General features: G+C 72.2%; 14 protein-coding genes and 1 pseudogene. 11 read left to right on the plus strand and 4 right to left on the minus strand.

The genetic code is table 11. The features are described from left to right. From ND748_RS10010 to ND748_RS10030, 5 genes and pseudogenes are all read left to right on the plus strand, one after another. Positions 1 to 331: pseudogene (locus tag ND748_RS10010) on the plus strand (hypothetical protein); the annotation flags it as partial. An 8-nt stretch (positions 332 to 339) separates the two neighbouring features. Then, a complete protein-coding gene (locus tag ND748_RS10015) occupies positions 340 to 777 on the plus strand; it encodes a roadblock/LC7 domain-containing protein (protein ID WP_251745398.1) in 438 nt (145 codons plus the stop codon). Positions 778 to 788: 11 nt separating this feature from the next. After that, complete coding sequence (locus tag ND748_RS10020) at positions 789 to 1,145, plus strand: DUF742 domain-containing protein (protein WP_251745399.1); 357 nt, start codon at positions 789 to 791, stop codon at positions 1,143 to 1,145. A gap of 47 nt (positions 1,146 to 1,192) precedes the next feature. Then, positions 1,193 to 1,732, plus strand: a complete 540-nt coding sequence (locus ND748_RS10025) for an ATP/GTP-binding protein (protein WP_251745400.1) — start codon at positions 1,193 to 1,195, stop codon at positions 1,730 to 1,732. Between the two features lie 54 nt (positions 1,733 to 1,786). Next, positions 1,787 to 3,013: a styrene monooxygenase/indole monooxygenase family protein gene (locus tag ND748_RS10030; protein WP_251745401.1), complete on the plus strand. Its 1,227-nt coding sequence runs from the start codon at positions 1,787 to 1,789 to the stop codon at positions 3,011 to 3,013. Between the two features lie 194 nt (positions 3,014 to 3,207). Here ND748_RS10030 and ND748_RS10035 read toward each other — a convergent pair whose 3' ends face one another. Then, positions 3,208 to 4,584: a cation:proton antiporter gene (locus ND748_RS10035; RefSeq protein ID WP_251745402.1), complete on the minus strand. Its 1,377-nt coding sequence runs from the start codon at positions 4,582 to 4,584 to the stop codon at positions 3,208 to 3,210. A 736-nt stretch (positions 4,585 to 5,320) separates the two neighbouring features. Here ND748_RS10035 and ND748_RS10040 point away from each other — a divergent pair. From ND748_RS10040 to ND748_RS10050, 3 genes are all read left to right on the plus strand, one after another. Further along, positions 5,321 to 6,190: an arpA protein gene (locus ND748_RS10040; RefSeq protein ID WP_251745403.1), complete on the plus strand. Its 870-nt coding sequence runs from the start codon at positions 5,321 to 5,323 to the stop codon at positions 6,188 to 6,190. Positions 6,191 to 6,255: 65 nt separating this feature from the next. Then, on the plus strand, positions 6,256 to 7,311 hold the full coding sequence (locus ND748_RS10045) for a class I SAM-dependent methyltransferase (RefSeq protein WP_251745404.1): 1,056 nt from the start codon (positions 6,256 to 6,258) through the stop codon (positions 7,309 to 7,311). Positions 7,312 to 7,687: 376 nt separating this feature from the next. Then, a complete protein-coding gene (locus ND748_RS10050) occupies positions 7,688 to 9,538 on the plus strand; it encodes a choline/carnitine O-acyltransferase (protein ID WP_251745405.1) in 1,851 nt (616 codons plus the stop codon). A gap of 158 nt (positions 9,539 to 9,696) precedes the next feature. Here ND748_RS10050 and ND748_RS10055 read toward each other — a convergent pair whose 3' ends face one another. From ND748_RS10055 to ND748_RS10065, 3 genes are all read right to left on the minus strand, one after another. After that, entirely contained in the window at positions 9,697 to 10,434 is a 738-nt protein-coding gene (locus ND748_RS10055) for a VCBS repeat-containing protein (protein ID WP_251745406.1), read from the minus strand. 268 nt (positions 10,435 to 10,702) lie between these two features. Beyond that, entirely contained in the window at positions 10,703 to 11,353 is a 651-nt protein-coding gene (locus ND748_RS10060) for a DUF2461 domain-containing protein (protein WP_251745407.1), read from the minus strand. Between the two features lie 551 nt (positions 11,354 to 11,904). Beyond that, positions 11,905 to 12,861 (minus strand): LLM class F420-dependent oxidoreductase, encoded by a 957-nt coding sequence (locus ND748_RS10065; protein ID WP_251745408.1) that lies wholly within the window; start codon positions 12,859 to 12,861, stop codon positions 11,905 to 11,907. 314 nt (positions 12,862 to 13,175) lie between these two features. Between ND748_RS10065 and ND748_RS10070 the strand changes: the two genes are divergently transcribed. From ND748_RS10070 to ND748_RS10080, 3 genes are all read left to right on the plus strand, one after another. After that, entirely contained in the window at positions 13,176 to 14,993 is a 1,818-nt protein-coding gene (locus ND748_RS10070) for an ABC transporter ATP-binding protein/permease (protein ID WP_251745409.1), read from the plus strand. Between the two features lie 526 nt (positions 14,994 to 15,519). After that, the gene (locus tag ND748_RS10075) at positions 15,520 to 18,228 is read left to right on the plus strand and encodes a hypothetical protein (RefSeq protein WP_251745410.1); all 2,709 of its coding nucleotides are present in this window, start codon (positions 15,520 to 15,522) and stop codon (positions 18,226 to 18,228) included. Positions 18,229 to 18,384: 156 nt separating this feature from the next. Beyond that, on the plus strand, positions 18,385 to 19,491 hold a 1,107-nt coding region (locus tag ND748_RS10080; RefSeq protein WP_251745411.1), incomplete at its 3' end, for a hypothetical protein.

Raw genomic sequence — 19,491 nt, forward strand, 5'->3', positions numbered from 1 at the left:
GGGCCACTCCGCGCGGCCGACCGCCTCCCCGGCTCTGCGGCCCGTGCCGAACCCGCCAGCGAGTCCGCCACCGAACCCGGCCGCCACCGCGACCACCGCGGCGACCGCGGAGAACACCGTCGAGGCCACTGTCGAGACCACCGCCAGCGGCCTGCCCCGTCGGGTGTCACGCAGTCTGAAGAGCGGCACCGGCCCGCACGCGGCCACCCTGCCGCCGGCCCCGCCCGCGGCAGGGGCGGCCCAGGTGGCGGACCACGAGCGGCTGCTCGCCGATCTCGGTGCGTTCGCCGAGGGGGAACGTGCCGCCCGTGACGAGCAGCGAGGGGCCTGAGAGAAGCCGTGACGGACACGACCAACCGCCAGGGACACAACGACTTCACCTGGCTCATCAACGACTTCGTCGCCAGGGTGCACGGGGTCTCCCACGCCCTGATCCTGTCGTCCGACGGGCTGTCGCTCACCTCCTCGGACACCGTCGGCACCGTCGAGGGTGAGCAGCTCGCCGCGATCGCCAGCGGGATGCTGAGCCTCGCCCGCAACAGCGCCGCGCTGTTCGACAAGGGGACCTGCGAGCAGATCATTGTCCGGCTGTCGTCGGGATACCTGCTGTTCATGGGCATCGACGCGGGTGCGGGCCTCGCGGTGCTCACCGACGCCGACTGTGACATGAAGGTCGTGGCCTACGAGATGACCCAGTTCGTGCTGCACGCCGGCCACGCGCTGACCCCGCAGACCCGCGCGGACCTGCGTCGCGTCCTCGCCGGCCGGCAACTGTGACGCCGGCACGCATGCCGATGCCGGGGCGGCGCAGCCGGCGCATCCGTCCGTACACGCTCACCGGGGGGCGCACCAGGACCCGCCACCACCTGCTGGTGGAGACGCTGGTCTCGGTCCCCAGTTACGACCCGGCGCTGAGCGAGTCGCTGATGCCCGAGTCGAAGGCACTCTACGAGCGGGCCCGCGCGCAGTTGTCGATCGCCGAGCTGTCGGCGCTGCTGTCGATTCCCCTCGGGGTCGTCCGCGTGCTCATCAGCGATCTCGCCGCCCAGGGCGCGGTGTTCATCCATCCGACGGCGCACGCCTACTCCCACGACCGCGGGGTGCTGGAGCGGATCCTCAGCGGCCTGCGGGAGCTGCCGGTCTGAGCGGGGACGCGGCGGGGCAAGTCGCCGACGCCGACCCGGACCAGTTGATGATCTCGGCAAAGATCGTGATCGCCGGCGGGTTCGGCGTCGGTAAGACGACGCTGGTCGGCTCGGTGTCGGAAGTGCCGCCGATCAACACCGAGGCGTGGATGACCGAGGCCAGCGAGGGCGTCGACGACCTGCCCCCGCACGGTGAGAAGACCACCACGACGGTCGCCATGGACTTCGGCCGGATCTCGCTGGACTCCGACCTGGTGCTCTACCTGTTCGGCACGCCGGGCCAGGCGCGGTTCTGGTTCCTGTGGGACGACCTGTCCCGCGGCGCGCTGGGCGCGATCGTCCTGGCCGACACCCGCCGGCTCGACCAGTCCTTCGCCGCGGTCAACTACTTCGAGCATGATTCGACGGTGCCGTTCCTTGTCGCGGTGAACCTGTTCGACGGCCGGCTGTGGCACGACCTCGACGAGGTGCGGGACGCCCTCGCGTTGCGGCCGGGCACCCCGCTGATCACCTGTGACGCGCGGGACCCGGCGTCGAGCGCCGAGGCCCTGCGCGAGCTGGTCCGCTACGCCATGTCCCTGGCCTGATCCACCGTCGCTGGCCTGACCGTCACCTGGCCTGACCCCGAGGAGGACGCACCAATGCGCAAGATCCTGATCGTCGGCGCCGGCCAGTCGGGCCTGCAGCTCGCTCTCACCCTGCGGGAGCACGACTACGACGTCACGATGATGTCGGCGCGTACCCCCGAGGAGATCCGCGCCGGCCGGGTGATGTCCACCCAGGCCATGTTCCACACGGCGCTGCAGCACGAGCGCGACCACGGGCTGAACCTGTGGGAGGCCGACGCGGTCGGGATCGAGGGGCTGGGTGTGTCGCTGGCCGCGCCGGACAGCACCCGGGCGCTGGACTGGTTCGGCCGGCTCGATCATCCCGCCCAGTCCATCGACCAGCGGGTGAAGATGGCCGGCTGGTCGGAGCTGTTCGAGGAGCGCGGCGGCAAGTTCATCGTCTCCGGGGTCACCACCTCCGACCTGAACTCCCTCGCCGAGCTGTACGACCTCGTCATCGTGGCGGCGGGCAAGGGCGAGCTGGTCGGTCTGTTCGACCGGGACGCCACCCGCTCGCCGTACACCGCGCCGCAGCGGGTGCTGTCGCTGGCGTACGTGCACGGGCTCGCGCCGCGCCCCGAGCACCCCGATGCCCCCGGCGTCCGTTTCAACATCGCCCCCGGGGCCGGGGAACTGTTCGTCATCCCGTCGTACACGCTCAGCGGGAACTGCGACATCCTGTTCTTCGAGGGAATCCCCGGCGGCCCGCTGGACTGCTGGGACGACCACCCCGAGCCCGCCGAGCACCTGCGCCGCATCCTCGACCTGACCCGGACGTACGTGCCGTGGGAGTTCGAGCGCTGCGCCGACGTGGAGCTCACCGACACCCAGGCAACGCTCGCCGGCGGCTACACCCCGGTCGTGCGCCGACCGGTCGGCGAGCTGCCGTCGGGCCGGGCGGTGCTGGGGATGGCCGACGTCGTCGTCGCCAACGACCCGATCACCGGGCAGGGCGCGAACAACGCCGCGAAGTGTGCCGCCTCCTACCTGGACAGCATCCTCGCCCACGGCGACAAGCCGTTCGACCGCGCCTGGATGCAGGGCGCCTTCGACCAGTACTGGGACTACGCCCAGCACGTCACCACCTGGACCAACGCGCTGCTCGCCCCGCCGCCGGAGCACGTCCAGCAGATCCTCGGCGCGGCGGGGGCGCACGACGCCGTCGCCCGACGCTTCGTCAACGGCTTCGACGACCCCAGCGACTACCAGCACTGGTTCCTCGACCCGGCGAAGACCGCCACCTACCTCGCCGCGTTCTGACCTCACCCGAATCACCCGAATCACCCGAATCACCCGCCGAGGCTGCCGGCCCGTCGCCGAACTCGGGCGGGCCCGATTGCGGTGCGTTCTGTACGGTCTGAGCCCGAGGACCGTACCCACCGCACCGCACCGCAGTTGCGCCCGCGCACCGCGTCCGGCCGTTGCCGACGAACGACCCGACCGGATCTGTTCGGCTAGCTCGGCGGCCCGGCGTGGCCGGCGGCGGCGATGTCATCCCCCGGGCCGCCACCGGCTCGGGCCGCGGCCACACCGCCCGGCGCCTCGCCGCGCGGGAACCGGACGGTGACCGGGGGCGGCACGGGGATGCCCAGGCGGTCGAGCAGCGGGCTGGTGGCCGCGGTGGTGAGCAGCGCCATCACGACGAGCGCGGTGAAGGTCGTCTCGTCGAGCACGCCCATGTCCAGGCCGATCTGGGCCACGACGATCTCGGTGAGCCCGCGGGTGTTCATCAGCACGGCGAAGGTCGTTGCCCCTCGGCGGCCCAACCCGGACAGCGCGGCGGCACCACCCGCTCCGATGAGCTTCGCCACGAACGCCACGGCCACGATCAGCAGAATCTCCAGCAGGCCGCGCCCGTCCACGGCGCCGAGATCCACCGACAGGCCGGCCGCGACGAAGAAGACCGGCAGCAGGATCACCCCGAACCGCTCGATGTTCAGACCCAGGTCCGGCGCGAGCCGGCCGAGGCTCGACCGGGGCAGTGCCGTGCCGAACGCGAACGCCCCGAACACCGGGTGCAGCCCGATCTCGGCGGTCGCCCACGAGCAGATCAGTAGGCCGACGACGGCGAAGGTGAGCAGGGCCGGGCCGACGCTGCGCGGGTCCGCCCGCGCCGCCGCCCGCTGCGCCAGCACTCGGGCCAGCGGCGCCACGACGACTGCCAGCACGGCGACGAGGCCGGCGAGCTCGCCGACCATGCGCAGGAATCCCCACGGGCCGCTCGCATTCACCACGGCGACGACCACTGCGAGCGTGCACCAGCCGATAGCATCGCCGATCACCGCACAGGTCAGCGCCATTCTCCCGACAGCGTCGCCGGCCATCTGCCGCTCGGTGAGAATGCGGGCGAGCACCGGCAACGCGGTGATGGACATGGCGGTGCCGAGGAACAGCGCGAACGGCAGGAGGTCGACCGCCTTCCCGTCGACGCTGCGATGCCACGGATGCAGGATCGCGGCGGCGCCGATACCGCTGCCGAACGGCACCAGGATCGACGCGGCCGTCAGGGCGGTCGTCAACCCTCCTCGACGGCGGATGTCACCGAGGTCGTGGTCGTATCCGACGACGAACATGAACAACACCAGGCCGAGCTGGGACAGGATGTTCAGATACGGCCGGATGTCCGGCGGGAACAGCGTCCGCGGCAGGTCTCCCGGCAGCAGGCCGAGCAGGCTCGGGCCGAGCGCGAGGCCGGCGAGGATCTCGCCGATCACGACGGGCTGCCGGCATCGGCGAGCCACCTGAGCGAACACCGCGCTGAGGGCGATGATGAGCGCCGCGTCCGCGAAGACGACGGCGACGACATGGTCCGCATGCGGGGCCGCGGCCACTGGTGGCGTCCTCTCGATTCTCCCCCGGCCGCGATTGCGCGGCCGTCACCGAAAGCGGAATCGGAATCGGGCTGGCACAGATGGTATTCAGATCCGCGCGCCAGTTCGCCTGTTCGGAGAATCTCGATCCGCACTCGCGGCACTCGGCAGACGACCGGGTGGGGAGCCGCGCCGGTGCGGGTCGGCCCGCACCGGAGGTCACTCCGGGTCGCGTTGGTTCGCGCCGTTCGCGCCGTTCGCGCCGGGTCACGCCGGAGCGCACCGGAACACCGGAGGTCCGATCGTCGGACCGCGGTCGCCGCCGCCGAGCCGCGGCTCGATGCCTTCGGGCAGGCGACATCGGCGAAGGCCGGTTCAGTGCTGGTCGACGTGCTCCAGCCGTGCGGCCAGGCGCGCAATGATCCGCCGGATCCGTTGGCACGTTCGGGTAGGTGAGCCCGATCCACCCGGGCGGGCAGGGTGTGGCCGGGTGTTGACCCACCGGCCGCCGACGACCGTGAACCTGCAGGTCACCGGCCTTTGCGGGCCCGACGGAAAGGCCAGATCGAGCCTGGTCCTAGCAGCCGGACAACGCCGCACGCCAACAGTTCCGACCGGGCATACCACCGATCGTGCTGCATCTCACACTAACCTTCACCATCGTGACTTCCGGGTCAACATGGGGTAATTCCCGTTCCGGTCACGAGAGGTTCACGTTGCCGGGAACAGCCGTGAACGGGTGGTGGAGAGGAGTGTCATGAGTGCGGCGGACGCTCGATCAATCAGCGAGTTGGTCGACACAGCGAGTTATCCCCTCGCCGACCCGACCAACCCGCTGTGGTGGACCGCTGTCTCCCGCGCGCGGCACGACCTGCGTACAGACGGTTGTTGCGTGCTACCTGGATTCGTCCATCCCACCGTGTTCCCCGCCCTGGCCCGAGAATGCGCCACCGTGGCCCCGCTGGCCTACGACGAGATCGAGACCGTCAACGCCTACAACATTGCGATCGACTCCGCGCTGCCGGCCGATCACCCCGGCCGAATCGCCATGCGCCGGGGTAACTCCTTCGTCGCCCGGGACCAGATTCCCACGGACTTCGCCATCCATCGGCTCTACCGCAGCGAGCCGTTCCAGCGCTTCGTCGCTGCCTGCTTCGGGCTGGTGCAGGTACACGAACTCGCCGATCCGCTGGCCGGGCTCTGCCTGAATGTGATCACCCCGGGACTGGCACATCCCTGGCACTTCGACACCAACGAATTTGCCGTCAGCATGCTGACCCAGGAGCCGGAGTGCGGCGGCGAGTTCGAGTACTGCCCGAACATCCGCTCGGCGCGGACGGAGAACTTTCCCGCCGTCCGGGCGGTACTGGCCGGGGACGGCGCGCACCTTGTCCGGCGCCTGGTTCTTCGCCCCGGCGATCTGCAGCTCTTCCTCGGGCGCTATTCCATGCACCGAGTCAGCCCCGTCCAGGGCGACACTGCCCGACATTCGGCGATCTTCGCCTACACCGAGCGGCCGGGAGTAGTCGGCAGCGTCGCCCGCACCCAACAGCTGTTCGGTCGCGTCCTGCCCGGCCACCTGGCCGCCGAGGCGAGCGCCGTGCGCGTCGACGCACTGCTGGACTGAAATCGCCCCCCGTCGGGCCCCCGCCGGTCCGACAGCCACACCCCGTTCGAGGAGGAGCGTCCCGCGTGCATTCCGACGCCGACCCCACCGACGCCCATCACATCGACGCCAGCACCGTCGACGCCAGCACCGTCGACGCCCATCCGGCCGATGCCCAGCCGGTCGGCGCTCAGCCCATCGACGTCCGCACCATCGCCGTGCGCACCATCGGCGTCGGTGTCGAGGCGGCCGGCCAGCCCGACGACGGCCTGCGGTTCGACGACACCGGCAAGGTCGCCCTCGACCACATCTACACGCAGCCCGACCCGCAGGCCTATTTCAACACCCTGCGGACGCTCGGTTACCACATCCCCCAGCTCGCCAAGCCGTTCTTCAGCCGGCTCATCGACGAGTGCCGGGCACAGCGTCGGCTCCCCCCGACCGTGCTGGACATCGGCTGCTCCTACGGGATCAACGCCGCGCTGCTGCGCTGCGACCTGACGATGGACGACCTGTTCGAGCGTTACGGTGGCCAGCCCAGTGCGAGCCGGGATGCCCTGCTGGACCGCGACCGCGACCTCGTCCGCGCCCACCGCCGGCCGAGCGGGGCCCGCTTCGTCGGCCTGGACACCTCCGAGCCGGCGATCTCCTACGCGCTGGCCGCGGGTTTCCTGGACGAGGCCGTCTGCGCCGACCTGGAGCAGCGGGACCCCACCGAGGCCGAACGCGCCCGCCTCGACGGCGCCGACCTCGTCATCTCCACGGGCTGCATCGGTTACGTCAGCGAACGGACGCTCGCCCGGGTGGCCCGCGCGGCCGGCGACCGGCGGCCCTGGATGGCCCACTTCGTGCTGCGGATGTTCCCCTTCGCGCCGTTCACCGAGACCCTCGACGAACTCGGCTACGAGACCGTCCATGTCGACGGGGTGTTCCCGCAGCGGCGCTTCGCCTCCGCCCAGGAGCAGGAGCAGGTCCTCGACACGCTGGCCTCGGTGGGCGTGGACCCCCGCGGGCTGGAGACCGAAGGCTGGCTCTACGCCCAGTTGCACGTCTCCAGGCCGCGCAGCGCCCCTGGCCGGGGGGCGAACCGGCCCGTCTTCGGCCAGCAGCCGGCCGGCACCCTGACCGGGCGGCGAGCCTGACGACCGTGACGGCGAGTCTGACGACCATGCCGGCGAACCCGACGACCATGCCGGCGAACCCGACAACCGAGACGGCAGACCCGAGGATGGCGGCGGCGCGTCCGGGAGCCGTGGTGAGCCAGTCGGCACCGCCCAGGGGTGGCGACGACCCGCACGATCCGGTCGTCTCATGGGACCCTCGAGCTCCGGCCGACCTGGCGACGCCGGACCCGACGCAACGCGACCGCACCCGGCGGCGCGCCCGAACGAGGCCGGGGGGCCGCGCCCAGCCGAGACACCGCGCCCAGCCGAGACACCGAGAACCGCCGAGACACCGCGCCCAGTAGTAGAGACACCGAGAACCACCGAGCCCCCCTGAGACAAGCCGAGGCCCAGGATGAACGCGACCCCAGCCGACCAGCGCACCACCGGAACCTTCGCCTACGACGACCTGTTGCCCCGGGTGCCGCTGCCCACGCTCGCGGCGAGCTGCGAGCGTTTCCTCGAGTGGTCCGCCCCCCTGCTCACCCCGGCCGAGCGTGCGACGACCGCGGCGGCCGTGACCGCCTTCCAGGGCTCCGACGGCCCCGGCCCGGTCCTGCACGCCGCGCTGGAGCGCTACGAGGCGACCGCGGGCGTGCAGAGCTGGCTGGACGACTTCTGGGACTCCCGTTACCTCGGCCGGCGGGACCGCATCGCGCTCAACGCGAACTACATCTTCCTGTTCGCCGACGACGACGCCGCCCGCGCGGCGGAGCAGCCGCAGGTCGAGCGGGCAGCCGGGCTGATCGCCGCGGCCGTCGACTACAAGCTGCGCCTCGACGACGAGCGGATCGAACCGGTCCGCCAGCGCGGTCAGGTGCTGTCGATGGCGCAGAACACCTACCTGTTCTCCACCACCCGGATCCCCGGCGCGGTGCAGGACACCGTGCGCACCCCGTACAGCGAGGCCTGGCCCGGTCCCTCCCCGGCCCGCCACATCGTGGTTCTCCACCGGGGGAACATCATCCGCCTCGACGTGGTCGGCCCGGACGGCCACCCGTACACGCTCGACGATCTCGCCGCCGGCCTCACCGCCGTGCTCAAGGCGGCACCGACCCGGGCGCCGGCCGATGCCGCGGTCGGCCAGCTCACCACGAAGGCACGCGCCGCCTGGGCGCAGAGCCGGGAGCAGCTGGCCACGCTCGACCCGACCAACGCCGCCGCGCTCGACACCATCGAGACCGCGTTGTTCTGCCTCTGCCTGGAGGAGGCCACGCCGGCCGACAACCTCGCCGCCTGCGACCAGCTCCTGCACGGCGACGCCGGCAACCGCTGGTTCGACAAGGCGGTCTCGTTGATCGTCTTCCCGGACGGTCGGGCGGGCATCAACGTCGAGCACTGTGGCCTGGACGGCACGACGATCCTCAGCTTCGTCGACGACCTGCTGTCCACCTCGCCGCAGGAGCACTCGGCGAGCTCCGGCGCCCGGCCGCAGGGCCTGCCCGCCGTCGAGCCCGTCGAGTTCGTCCTCGACGCCGGCCTGCGCACGGACATCGCCGATGCCGGCGCGTCGTTCACCGACTTCGCCGCGGCGACCGCCTCGAGCGTGCTGTCCTTCGACGACTTTGGCCAGAACCAGGCCAAGGCGCTGAAGACCTCGCCGGATGCCTTCGTTCAGCTGGCCTACCAGCTCGCCCATGTCCGGGCCAAGGGGCACGTGGGCGCCACCTACGAGTCGATCGCGACCCGGCAGTGGCGCCGCGGACGCACCGAGGCGATGCGGGTCGTCACCCCGCAGATCCACCAGTTCGTCGCCACGATGCAGGACCCGGCCGCCGACCCGACGACGAAGCGGGCCGCGTTCCGCGCCGCCGCCGACGCGCACGTGCGCCGAGCGAAGGACTGCCAGGCCGGGCGCGCCCCCGAGCAGCATCTGTGGGAGCTGCAGTTCATCGCCCGCCGCCAGGGCGCCGAGCTCGGGGTGAGCGAGCCGATCGCCCTCTACGACACCCCCGGCTGGCTGAAGACGCGCGACGACTTCCTGAGCACCAGCTCGGCGCCGTCGGTCAACGTCGAGTTCTTCGGCTTCGGCTCGACGAGCAGCCAGTGCATCGGCGTCGCCTACGTGCTGCTGCCGGACCGGTTCAACCTCTACCTGAGCACCCCGCGCACGGTCGCCGACGGCCTGCACGCCTTCGCCGAGCAGCTCACGATTGCGCTGCGCGAGCTGCAGGATCTTCTCGCCGACGAGCTCCCCGCGCAGTGACCTCCCGCCCGGCCCGGCCCCGCCTCGGTTGCCGGGCCGGGCGGGACCCGCAGCGCCTGCATGTTCTTCCACTCCGGCGTCTCCGGTGACATCGACTCTTCACCGAAACAGACGCCGCACGGCGGCCAAACCGGCGTAGGCCGAGCCCCTGGGGCGCCTTAAAGGCTCACATCGAGCGAACCGCATCCGGCCTTGGTGGGCACGCCGGGAACAGGCTTGTCGCCGCTGGTCGCGAAGGGGGTGCGCGAGGTCAGCACGAGCGTCCGGCCCTCGAACCGATAGCGGCGCACCTCGCCCTGGAACGTCTGGTCGTTCTCGCCGGACCGCCGTTGCCACTGCACGATCTCGCCGCTGCGGGTGTCGCACGACCAGGCGAACTGGTTTGTGAGTCCGCCACCGAGGTTGAGTGACGCGTGGTCGCCGCCCATCGTGACCTGTACGAGGTGCCCGTGGACGTAGCGCAGCACGGTGGCGCTCTGCGCATTGGCACCCTGGACCACCCGGGCGAACACCTCGGCGTGGCCGTCCGCGTCCGCGTCCACCGCGCCGAGCAGTTTCAGGTCGCCCGGGGAGCCAGAGCTCAGGGTGACGCTGTCCCTGCCGCCACCCGAGTAGGCGACAGTGAGTTCGCCCTGGGGCGAGAGGAGCATTCGGTCGGGACGGCCGTCGCCGTCGACGTCCCCGTCGGGCGCGGGACCGGTGGGCCGGCCCGGGGTGGCGGACGGCCGGTCGCCGGCGGGCGCGGTCGGCCTGGCCGGTGGCACGGTCGACTTGGCCGAAGGCACGCTCGAGGTGCTCGATGGTCTGGTGGTCGCCGACGGCCGGCCGGATGCGCCGACTGTGTCCGAGCCGCACCCGGCCAGTCCCGCGGCAACCAGCGCGACGAGCAAAGTCATCGATCCGACAGTTCGCGCTTTCGCTGTCCTTGACAATTCCGCCACTCTTTCGGGTGTTTGAACGACTCCTTCCAGAATTCAAGGTCATGGCCGCGACACAGCGGGAGAACTGTCGCCTGCTGAACAGCAGCCGGCGCGGAACCGTGTTTCGCGGCGGCCTCCACAGGAGGGCTGAGATCGCCAGTGAGAAACAAGAGACAGTCGAGTTCGCGCATTTCGCGGCCCGTCTCGTCCGACCGAGCGGAGCCCGGTCGCTGCGACCCGCGGGTCAGCGGCGGCGGGTCTGGGGGAGGCGGGTGGGACCGACGTGGCGGTCGAGCCAGTCGCGCAGCACCCGCATCTCGCGCCAGGCCGTGGCGACCTGCTCGGCGCATTCGGGCTCGGCGAGCCAGGGCGGTTCGCCGAACTCTCGGTGGACGGTGAGCGTACGGTGGCGCAGCAGGTCGATGCGGGGATGGTCGGCGTCGTAGCCACGCGGGCGGGTCTTCAGCCGGTTGCCCGAGACGCCGTACCCGTCCTTGCGGAGCCCCTCGACGAGGGCTTCGAGTTTGGGCCCGGTGACATCGTCGGCGACCGCCGCCCGTAGCCGCTCCACCTGGTCCGGCGCGGTCTGCCAGTAGCCGGTGGCCACCATCAGCCCGGCTGCGGACACCTCGACGTAGCCGCCGCGCTCGTTGTGGGCGCCGATCGCCGTCTTGTACGGCGACTTGTCCTTCGAGAAGCGGACGTCGCGGTTCGGCCGGAACAGGTGCGGTTCGCCGAACTCCGGTTCCAGGGCGTCGAGCAGGGCGACCATCGGGCCGCGCACGGCCTTGGCGTACATCTCGCGATGGTCCGTCCAGTACGCCTTGCTGTTGTCGGCCTCCAACCCGTCGTAGAAGACCAGGGCCTCCGGCGGGAAACCGGTGAACTCCGACATCGCTACTCCTCACGGCAAGGGACAGGACGGGCCGCTCCAGCCGCGCGACGGCCGTTCGCGCTCCGGCGCAGCCTATGACCGGGCACCGACAGAACCGCCCGGATCCCCGCGGCCACCGTCCCGCCCGCCCGCGTTCGGCCGGGCGGCAGCGGCGCCGGTTCTGGCCGCCGGATGCGGGTGGGGCACTGCGCATACCGAAGGCGGAGTAGCAGACATCAGACGGAGTAGCAGACGTCGATGGGTTCTGCCTCGGTGAGGGAGATGGATCCTCGCCGCGGACCGTGCCGCCGACGGTTCGCCGCGCGCTCGGCGAACGCCTCCCCCAGGCGGTTGCCGCGGCGGCCTACGAATTCATCACCGGACCGCTCGTGCAGGCGCCCTACCGCGTGGGAAACGGCTGATGCCGCCGCTGGACGATCGGTTCAGCGCCCGCCGCGGCACCTACCGGATCATCTACCGCTCGATGACGCGGCCAGAATCGCGACGGTCGTGGACATCGATCACCGTCGCGACGTCTACACCGCCGAGTCGGCCGCCGGCGGGCAGGCGGATCAGCGGAAGCGGGGCAGGACCTCGCGGCGGTAGAAGTCGAAGAAGCCGGCCTGGTCGGAGCCGATCTGGGTCACGTAGACCTCGGTGTAACCGGCGTCGAAGTACTCCTGGACCGCGCGGACGTGCCGTTCGACGTCCGGCCCGCAGACCGCCGACGCCGCGGCCATCTCCTCGGTGACAAGCGCGCTGGCCTGCTCGAAGTGCGCCGGGGTGGGCAGTTCCTGGGACAGTTCGCCCGGCAGCGCGCTGTTCGGCCACAGCGCGTGGACGGTCTTGCGGGCGTCGGCCTCGTCCTCGGCCCAGCAGACCTTCAGCGAGCCCTGCTTGGGCCGGCCGGCGCCGCCCGCCTCGTCGAACAGGCGCAGCAGGTCGGCGTCCGGGGCGACCCCGCAGTAGCCGTCGCCGATCCGCGCCGCCAGGCGGACCGCGGCCGGGCCGAACCCGGACACGTACACCGGCGGCGGGTCGGCGGGCAGCGAGTACAGCCGCGCCCGGTCGACGGTGTAGTGCCGGCCGCGGTGGTTGACCATCCCGCCGCGCCACAGCTCGCGGATGACGGCGACGGCCTCCGCCAGCATCTCCAGGCGGACCTCGGTGGCCGGCCAGCCGTCGCCGAGCACGTGCTCGTTGAGCGCCTCCCCGGAACCCACGCCGAGCTGGAAGCGGCCGGGCAGCATCGTCGCGGAGGTCGCCGCGGCCTGGGCGATGATCGCCGGATGGATCCGCACGGTCGGGCAGGTCACCGCCGTGGTCAGCGGAAGTCGCTCGGTGACCTGCGCGATGGCGCCGATGACCGACCAGACGAACGGTGCCTGCCCCTGCGCGTCGTTCCAGGGATGGAAGTGGTCGGAGATCCACAGGCCGTCGAAACCGGCCTGCTCCGCGGCCTGCGCCTGCTCGACCAACGCCCGGGCGCCGTGCTCCTCGCAGGACAGCGCGTACCCGACGAACGACATCATCCTCACCTCGGCATTCCAGCTTGGGGGCATCTCTGCTTGTCGACATCCCTGCTCGTCCGTCCTTGGGGTGCCGCCACCGCGAGCCGCCAAACATCCGACGCCGGACACCCAGGCCACGCCGGACACCCGTGCCACACCGGACACCCGTGCCACACCGAACGCCCAGGCCACACCGGACGCCCAGGCCGGGCCGGACGCGACGATGCGCGGGGGACCGCCGCGGAACTCGCCGGGATGCACGGTCGCGCGGATCGGGGCGCGGCGTTGGCAGGATGCGGCGAGTGCACCCCGGACTGGAACCGACGCCGAGAGTGACCAATACGGCCGGGGTCGCCGCCTGGCGCGCCCCGCCCGGCGCGCACCTGGACGTGGCGGCGGTCGCCGCGACCGACGTGCGGATCCGGCGCGGGGCCCGCCGGCGCGGGCGCGGCGGTCACCTGGTCATCCGCGGCGTCACGTTCACCGTGCCTCGCGGCAGTGTGACCGGGGTGATCGGGCCGAGCGGCGGCGGCAAGACCACGCTGATGCGGGCGATCGTCGGGGTACAGGGTGGGGTGGACGGGGACCTGCGCGTCCTCGGCTACGCCGCCGGCGACGCCTGCCTGCGCCGGCGGGTCGGCTACGCCACCCAGGCCGCGTCGGTGTACGGCGACCTGACGGTGCGGGAGAACCTGCGCTACTTCGCCGCGCTCGCCCAGGCCGACGACCCCGACGACCCCACCCGCGCGCCCGGCTACCTCGACGCGCTGCTGGCCCACGTCGGCCTCACCGAGCAGGCGCCGAGGCTGGTCAACCACCTCTCGGGCGGCCAGCGATCGCGGGTGTCGCTGGCCGTCGCGATGATCGGCGGCACCGACCTGCTCGTCCTCGACGAACCCACCGTCGGGGCCGACCCGCGGCTGCGCCAGCGGCTGTGGGCCGACTTCCGCCTCCTCGCCGAGCGCGGCACCACGATCCTGGTCAGCTCGCACGTGATGGACGAGGCGATCCGCTGCGACCGCCTGCTACTGATCTACGAGGGGACGCTGCTCGCGCAGGGCACACCGACGGACCTGCTCGCCGCCACCGACTGCGCCGACCTGGAGGAGGGCTTCCTACGCCTCGTCGAGGCGCCGGACCGGCAGGACGGGACCGGCGACCGGGCCGGTCCGCCGGTCCGACCCGCGCCGGCCACCCCCACCGGTGGCGCCGCCGAGGCGCCGCCCACTCCGATTCCCTCGCCGGTCCGCGGCCGCCCGGCGGCTCCCCCGTCCTCGACGACACCGGAGGCCGACGACCCCCGGGACCGCCCAACGGTGCTCAGGCCGGTGCTCAGGCCGGCGCGGGTTCGCCCCGCGCCCCGCGGGCCGGCCCATCCTCCCGGCGTCGCGGCCTGCCCGCGCCGCAAGCCCATCGACGAGCTGCGCACCGGCGCCACGGCCGTCCGGGTGCTTCGCCAGCTCGGCCGGGACCGGCGCACCCTCGCCCTGGTCCTGTTGCTGCCGCCGGTGCTGCTGCTGACGTTGCGGCTGCTGTTCCACCGATCCCCCGACACCTTCGACCGGGTGGGCCCCGCGCTGCTCGGGATCTTCCCGCTGATGACGATGTTCTTCGTCACCTCCGTCGCGATGCTGCGCGAACGCACGTCCGGCACGCTGGAGCGGCTGCTGACAAGCCCGGTCGGCCGCGGGGACCTGCTCGTCGGTTACGGGCTGGCGTTCGCCGTGCTCGCCGCGGCCCAGGCCGCGTTCGCCACCGCGCTGACCGTCGGCGCGCTCGGCCTCACCGTGCGGGGATCTGCTCCCATGCTCTTCGTGGCGGCCATCCTCAGTTCCTTCCTCGGCACCGCGCTCGGCCTGTGGATGAGCGTGTTCGCCCGCACCGAGTTCGAGGCCGTGCAGCTCATCCCGGCGGCGCTGATCCCGCAGTTCATGTTGTGCGGCATCCTGGTGCCGCGACACGACATGCTGCCAACGCTCGACGTGATCAGCACCGTCATGCCGATGACCTACGTCGTCGACGCCATGGCCCGGCTGTCGACGTCGCGGCACATCGACCAGTGGCTGTCCCGGGACATCCTGATCGTCACCGGCTGTACCCTGGCCTCCCTCGGCCTCGCCGCGGTGACGCTGCGCCGCCGGCACCCGTAGATCCGGATCGGGCTCGCGGACGATGTCGTCAATACCATGCCGGTGGATCCCTCGTTGTTACGATCAGCACCGTCCGTCCTCAAGGTCCGACGCCGTCGTCGATGCGCAGGGCCGTCGTCGATGCGCGGATGTGTCGGCAAGGCTCGCAGACCGTCCACCTGGCCGGCACCGGGCGGCGAGACCGCCGCCGGTCACCGCGGCCCGTCGTGGTAGGTCGGATCGATCGGCCCCGGCAACGGTCGGGTCCGGCACATCCAGCCCGCCCGGCCCGGAGGAGCCACCCATATCGGGCTACCATCGACTTGCTGGCTGCCGGGCGTGCGGCGCCTCGGTGACCCCGGCGGGGTTCGCCGGGCGAGGGCCCCGGTGGCCCCCGGCGGGATGCGCCGGCCAAGGTCGGGCTGGTGCGGCATGAGAGGACGGTCGGCGGTGGATGGATGAGTCCGGCCACGGATTCCCATCCGAAGACGATCAGGGCCGCCCGCCCGGCGCCCGCCCACCACGGCGGCCGAGCGAGCGACCCTCGGTGACCCGCGTCGAGCCGGGTCCCTCGACCACGCAGACGACCCAGCGCCTCACCGCGCCGCGCCCGCGCCGCTCGGGCACGCCCCCCTCGGACCCGAACGCCGCACCCCGCGAGCAGGACCAGCCCGCCGACCAGGACCTGCCCGCCGGTCAGGCGCAGCCGCCCAACCAGGAGCGGCGGACAGGCCAGGAACGGCCGGCGCACCAGGAACGGCCGGCAGATCAGGGCCGACCGGCAGATCAGGGGCGACCGACCAACCAGGAGCGGCCAGCAGACCAGCACCGGCAGACGGAGCGCGACCGGCAGACGGAGCGGCGACGCTCCGGCCCGCCGCCCCCGTCCAGTTTGGCGAGTTCGGCCGAGCTCACGTCGACGACCGAGCTGGCGGCGTTGCGCCGCCGTCTCGGCATGCCCGACGTCGCCGAGGCCCGCCGGGCCGAACGCGAACGCCGGGCCGCGCGCGACGACGCCTCGGGCCGGCACGACGACAGCGCCCGCCCGCACGACGACGCCTCAGGTCGGCACGACGACGCTTCGGGCCGGCGGCACAGCGGCCGGGCCGAGGGCACCGGCCCCGGTCCAGATCGCCACCGTGGCCGCGATCTGGACCGGGATCCGGCGCTGTATCCCACCGGCCGGGCGCAGCGGGCCCAGGAGCGTCCAGCGCCCTCCGACCGCAGCCGGGACGCCGACCGCGGTCGAGGAGCTGCAGGCGGTCGAGGGGCCGAGAGCGATCAAGGGGCTGCTGGCAGTCGAGAGGCTGCAGGCGGTCGAGGGCGCGAGAGCGGGCCGCAGCGTGGGCGCCTCGAGCAGCCGGAGAGCCCCGCCGGGCACCGTCAGGGGCACGGCTACGGCCACGGCCGCGAGTTCGGCTACGGCAACGGCTACCGGCCGGGCCGGAGCCCCGGTCGAGACGGAACCGCCGGGCGGGACCTGGGCCCACGCGGCGAGCCACCTGTGGACGAGCGCAGCGGCGGCCAGTCGGACCCGGCGCGCCGAGTCGAGTCGTTCGACCACGAGCGGACACAGATCATCCGCGGGCTGCGCGTGCGTCGGGTGCCCGGAGCGGAAAGTTTTCGTTCCACCCACGCGCCCACCGCCGAGGGCCTGATTCCGATGTCCGGCACGATGACCGGCGAGTTCTTCCTCGGTGGCCGCAACCGGCCGTATCCGGCGATCGACGGCCCGGGCGGTGTCGGCGCGAGCGGTGTCGGCACAGGCGGAGCGGCCGGCGCAACGCTGGACGTGCCCGCCGGGACAGCCGTCGCGGACCGTCCCGAACCGATCGACTACGGCCTCGCGGACCTCAGCGAGGATGCCGGCGCAGGCGGGCGCCACCGCGTCGAGCGGACGACCCGCGGATCGAGCCGGTCCCGGGCCATCTGGACACTCGTCGACCAGGTGCTCTCCAGCGGCACGAACGCCGTGATGTCGTTCATCATCGCCCGCAGCGTGAGCTCGTCGGAGTTCGGCGCGTTCGGCGTGGCGTTCGCGATCTTCTCATTGATGATCGGCTTCTCGAAGGCCGCGGGCACCGCGCCGCTGGGCATCAAGTTCGCCGACGTGTCGCCCCGGGTGTTCCGGGCGGCGGGTGCCGCCGGCACCGGCACCGCCTTCGCCATCGGCCTGTTCTCCGGAGTGGTGACGCTGGTCGTCGGCCTCGCGCTCGGCGGCGGCGTCGGCGACTCCCTGATCGCCATGGGGCTGGTGTTTCCGGCTCTGTTGCTCCAGGACGCCTGGCGGCAGGTGTTCTTCGCCGAGGGCCGGCCGGCCGCCGCCGCGGCCAACGACGGCGTCTGGGCGATCGTCCAGTTCGGGGCCATCTTCCTGCTGATCGTCCGCGATGTGTCGACCTCCTGGGCGATGCTGCTGGCCTGGGGCGGGGCGGCGGCCGTCGCGGCCATCCTCGGGATCTATCAGGCCGGCTTCCGGCCCGCGACGGACCAGGTTCGGTCCTGGATCGTCGAGCACCGCGACATCAACGGCTACATGAGCGCGGAGTACCTCACCGTCCAGGGCGCCCAGCAGGCGTCCACGCTCCTGCTTGGCACCCTGGGGGCGATCGACCTCGTTGGTGCGCTGCGCGGCGTGCAGACGCTGCTCGGACCGACGACGATCCTCGCCGTCGGGATCGTGAGCTGGGCGATCCCGGAGTTCTCCCGCCGTAAGGACATGTCGGCCGCGGCGCGGCTGCGCGCCGCCTACGCCCTGTCCGGGGTGATCGTCGCCGTCGGTGCGGTCTGGGGAACGGTCTTCCTGTTCCTACCGCCGAGCATCGGTCACTCCCTGCTCGGCGACACCTGGGAGCAGACGCACCATCTGCTGGCGCTGTCGATCGTGCAGCAGGCGGGACCGGCGGCAACGGTCGGGCCGGCGTGCATGCTCTACGCGATGGGGCAGGCCAAACTCACCTTCCGCGCGAATGCCGTGCTGGCCCCGCAGCTCCTGCTCTACCCGATCATCGGGTTGGAACTCGGCGGCGCGACCGGGGCGGTCGTCGGCTATATCGCGGCGTTCTGGATCACGGTGCCGTTCTGGTTCATGCTGGTCCGCCGAGTCGCCCGCGAGGCGGAACTGGGTGGTGGCACGAGCGTCGCCGATCCGGGGTCAACCGGTCCCGAACCGGCCGGTCCCGGATCAGCCGGTCCCGAACCGGGCGGAGCCGAGCCGGCCGGAGCCGAACCCGCCGGATCGAACGAGCCCGGATGAGCCGCATCGTGTCCGCCCCCGCCGACGGGGGTCAGGAAGATTTTCAGACCACGACCGGCCCATCGGGGGGCGGCGACCATATGGGTAGGATCTCGACCGGCGTCGAGACCGTTCCGGTGAAAGCCGCCTGGCCCGGGGTCAGGCGGGGGGGTTGAGATGATTCTGCGCATCCTGTATCGATCCGTTGGTTCGGAGAACGCGAAGAACCGACCAGCGTTCTACAGCAAGCGGCTGGCGCTCGCGTCCCTCCTGCGCGCCGTCGAGAAGGTCGAGATCCCGACGAGGATCGTCTTCGTCAACGACGGTCCGATGCCGGCGGATCGCCTTTCGATGATGGCGGAGGCCGGCGAGGTGATCCCGGTCACGTGTGGCAGCAATCGCGCGTCGTACCGCCACGTCCTACGCATGCCAAGGCTCCGCCGCTGGGCCGCCGACGATCTGGTGTGGCTCGCGGAAGACGACTATCTGTACACGGAGAACTCGCTGTCCGCCCTGGTCTCCGCCGCCACCGCCCGCCCGAACGTCGAGTACTTCACCCTGTACGGCACCTCGCGGCTGTCCGCCACCTCCACCCGGCGCCGCCCGCAGGTCACCGACGACGGCCGCCTCCACGAGCACGCTCCGATGATCGACGGAGTGACCTGGGCGCGCACCGCCACCACGACCAGTACCTTCGGTCTGCGCGTCGGCACTCTCGTCGAGGACGAGCTGCTGCTGCGTTCGATCCCCTTCGTCGGCGGCGCCTTCGACCGCGCGACATGCCTGACGCTGCAGGGTTTCCAACCCTTCCAGCTGCCGGAGCTGGGCGGTGAGCCACCATTGGTGGCGCCCTCGACGACCGCCGCGCGCATCGCCCGCCGGGCGGCGCTGACCGGGCTGCGGGCCACCCTGAACGCGGTGGCGCTGGCCCGGCCCGAACGGCGGCGGCGGACCCTGCTCGTCCCCGCGCCCTCCCTGGCCACCCACATGGAGCTGGGCGCCGCGCTCGTCCCCGGGCACGACTGGTCCGTGGAGGCCAACGGCGTCCTGGCCTGGCTGGAGGCTCGCAGCGCGGACCAGGCGGAGCTAGCGGACCCGGCGGGTCTGGCAGACCCGCCGGTGCCGACGGCAGAGCCGAGCCCGGCACAGCCGGCCAAGGCACAGCCGGCCTCAGCGTGGGCGGCCTCAGCGCGGGCGGCCTCCTCGACGAGCGCGAGGCCCGCCACCACGGCGACGGGCGGGCGGACGACCGCCGCGGGAGGGCTGGCGCCGACTGCCGTGACC

It is taken from the genome of Frankia sp. AiPs1, assembly GCF_023716945.1.
In the GTDB taxonomy this organism is placed as follows: Bacteria; Actinomycetota; Actinomycetes; order Frankiales; family Frankiaceae; genus Frankia.

What these genes read in the sequence shown, in the direction of transcription:
- ND748_RS10065 (WP_251745408.1), bottom strand. Translation starts at nt 12,861, where the DNA reads ATGTCGTTCGTCGGGTACGCGCTGTCCTGCGAGGAGCACGGCGCCCGG.
- ND748_RS10040 (WP_251745403.1), top strand. Translation starts at nt 5,321, where the DNA reads ATGAGTGCGGCGGACGCTCGATCAATCAGCGAGTTGGTCGACACAGCG.
- ND748_RS10025 (WP_251745400.1), top strand. Translation starts at nt 1,193, where the DNA reads ATGATCTCGGCAAAGATCGTGATCGCCGGCGGGTTCGGCGTCGGTAAG.
- ND748_RS10060 (WP_251745407.1), bottom strand. Translation starts at nt 11,353, where the DNA reads ATGTCGGAGTTCACCGGTTTCCCGCCGGAGGCCCTGGTCTTCTACGAC.
- ND748_RS10020 (WP_251745399.1), top strand. Translation starts at nt 789, where the DNA reads ATGCCGATGCCGGGGCGGCGCAGCCGGCGCATCCGTCCGTACACGCTC.
- ND748_RS10050 (WP_251745405.1), top strand. Translation starts at nt 7,688, where the DNA reads ATGAACGCGACCCCAGCCGACCAGCGCACCACCGGAACCTTCGCCTAC.
- ND748_RS10055 (WP_251745406.1), bottom strand. Translation starts at nt 10,434, where the DNA reads ATGACTTTGCTCGTCGCGCTGGTTGCCGCGGGACTGGCCGGGTGCGGC.
- ND748_RS10030 (WP_251745401.1), top strand. Translation starts at nt 1,787, where the DNA reads ATGCGCAAGATCCTGATCGTCGGCGCCGGCCAGTCGGGCCTGCAGCTC.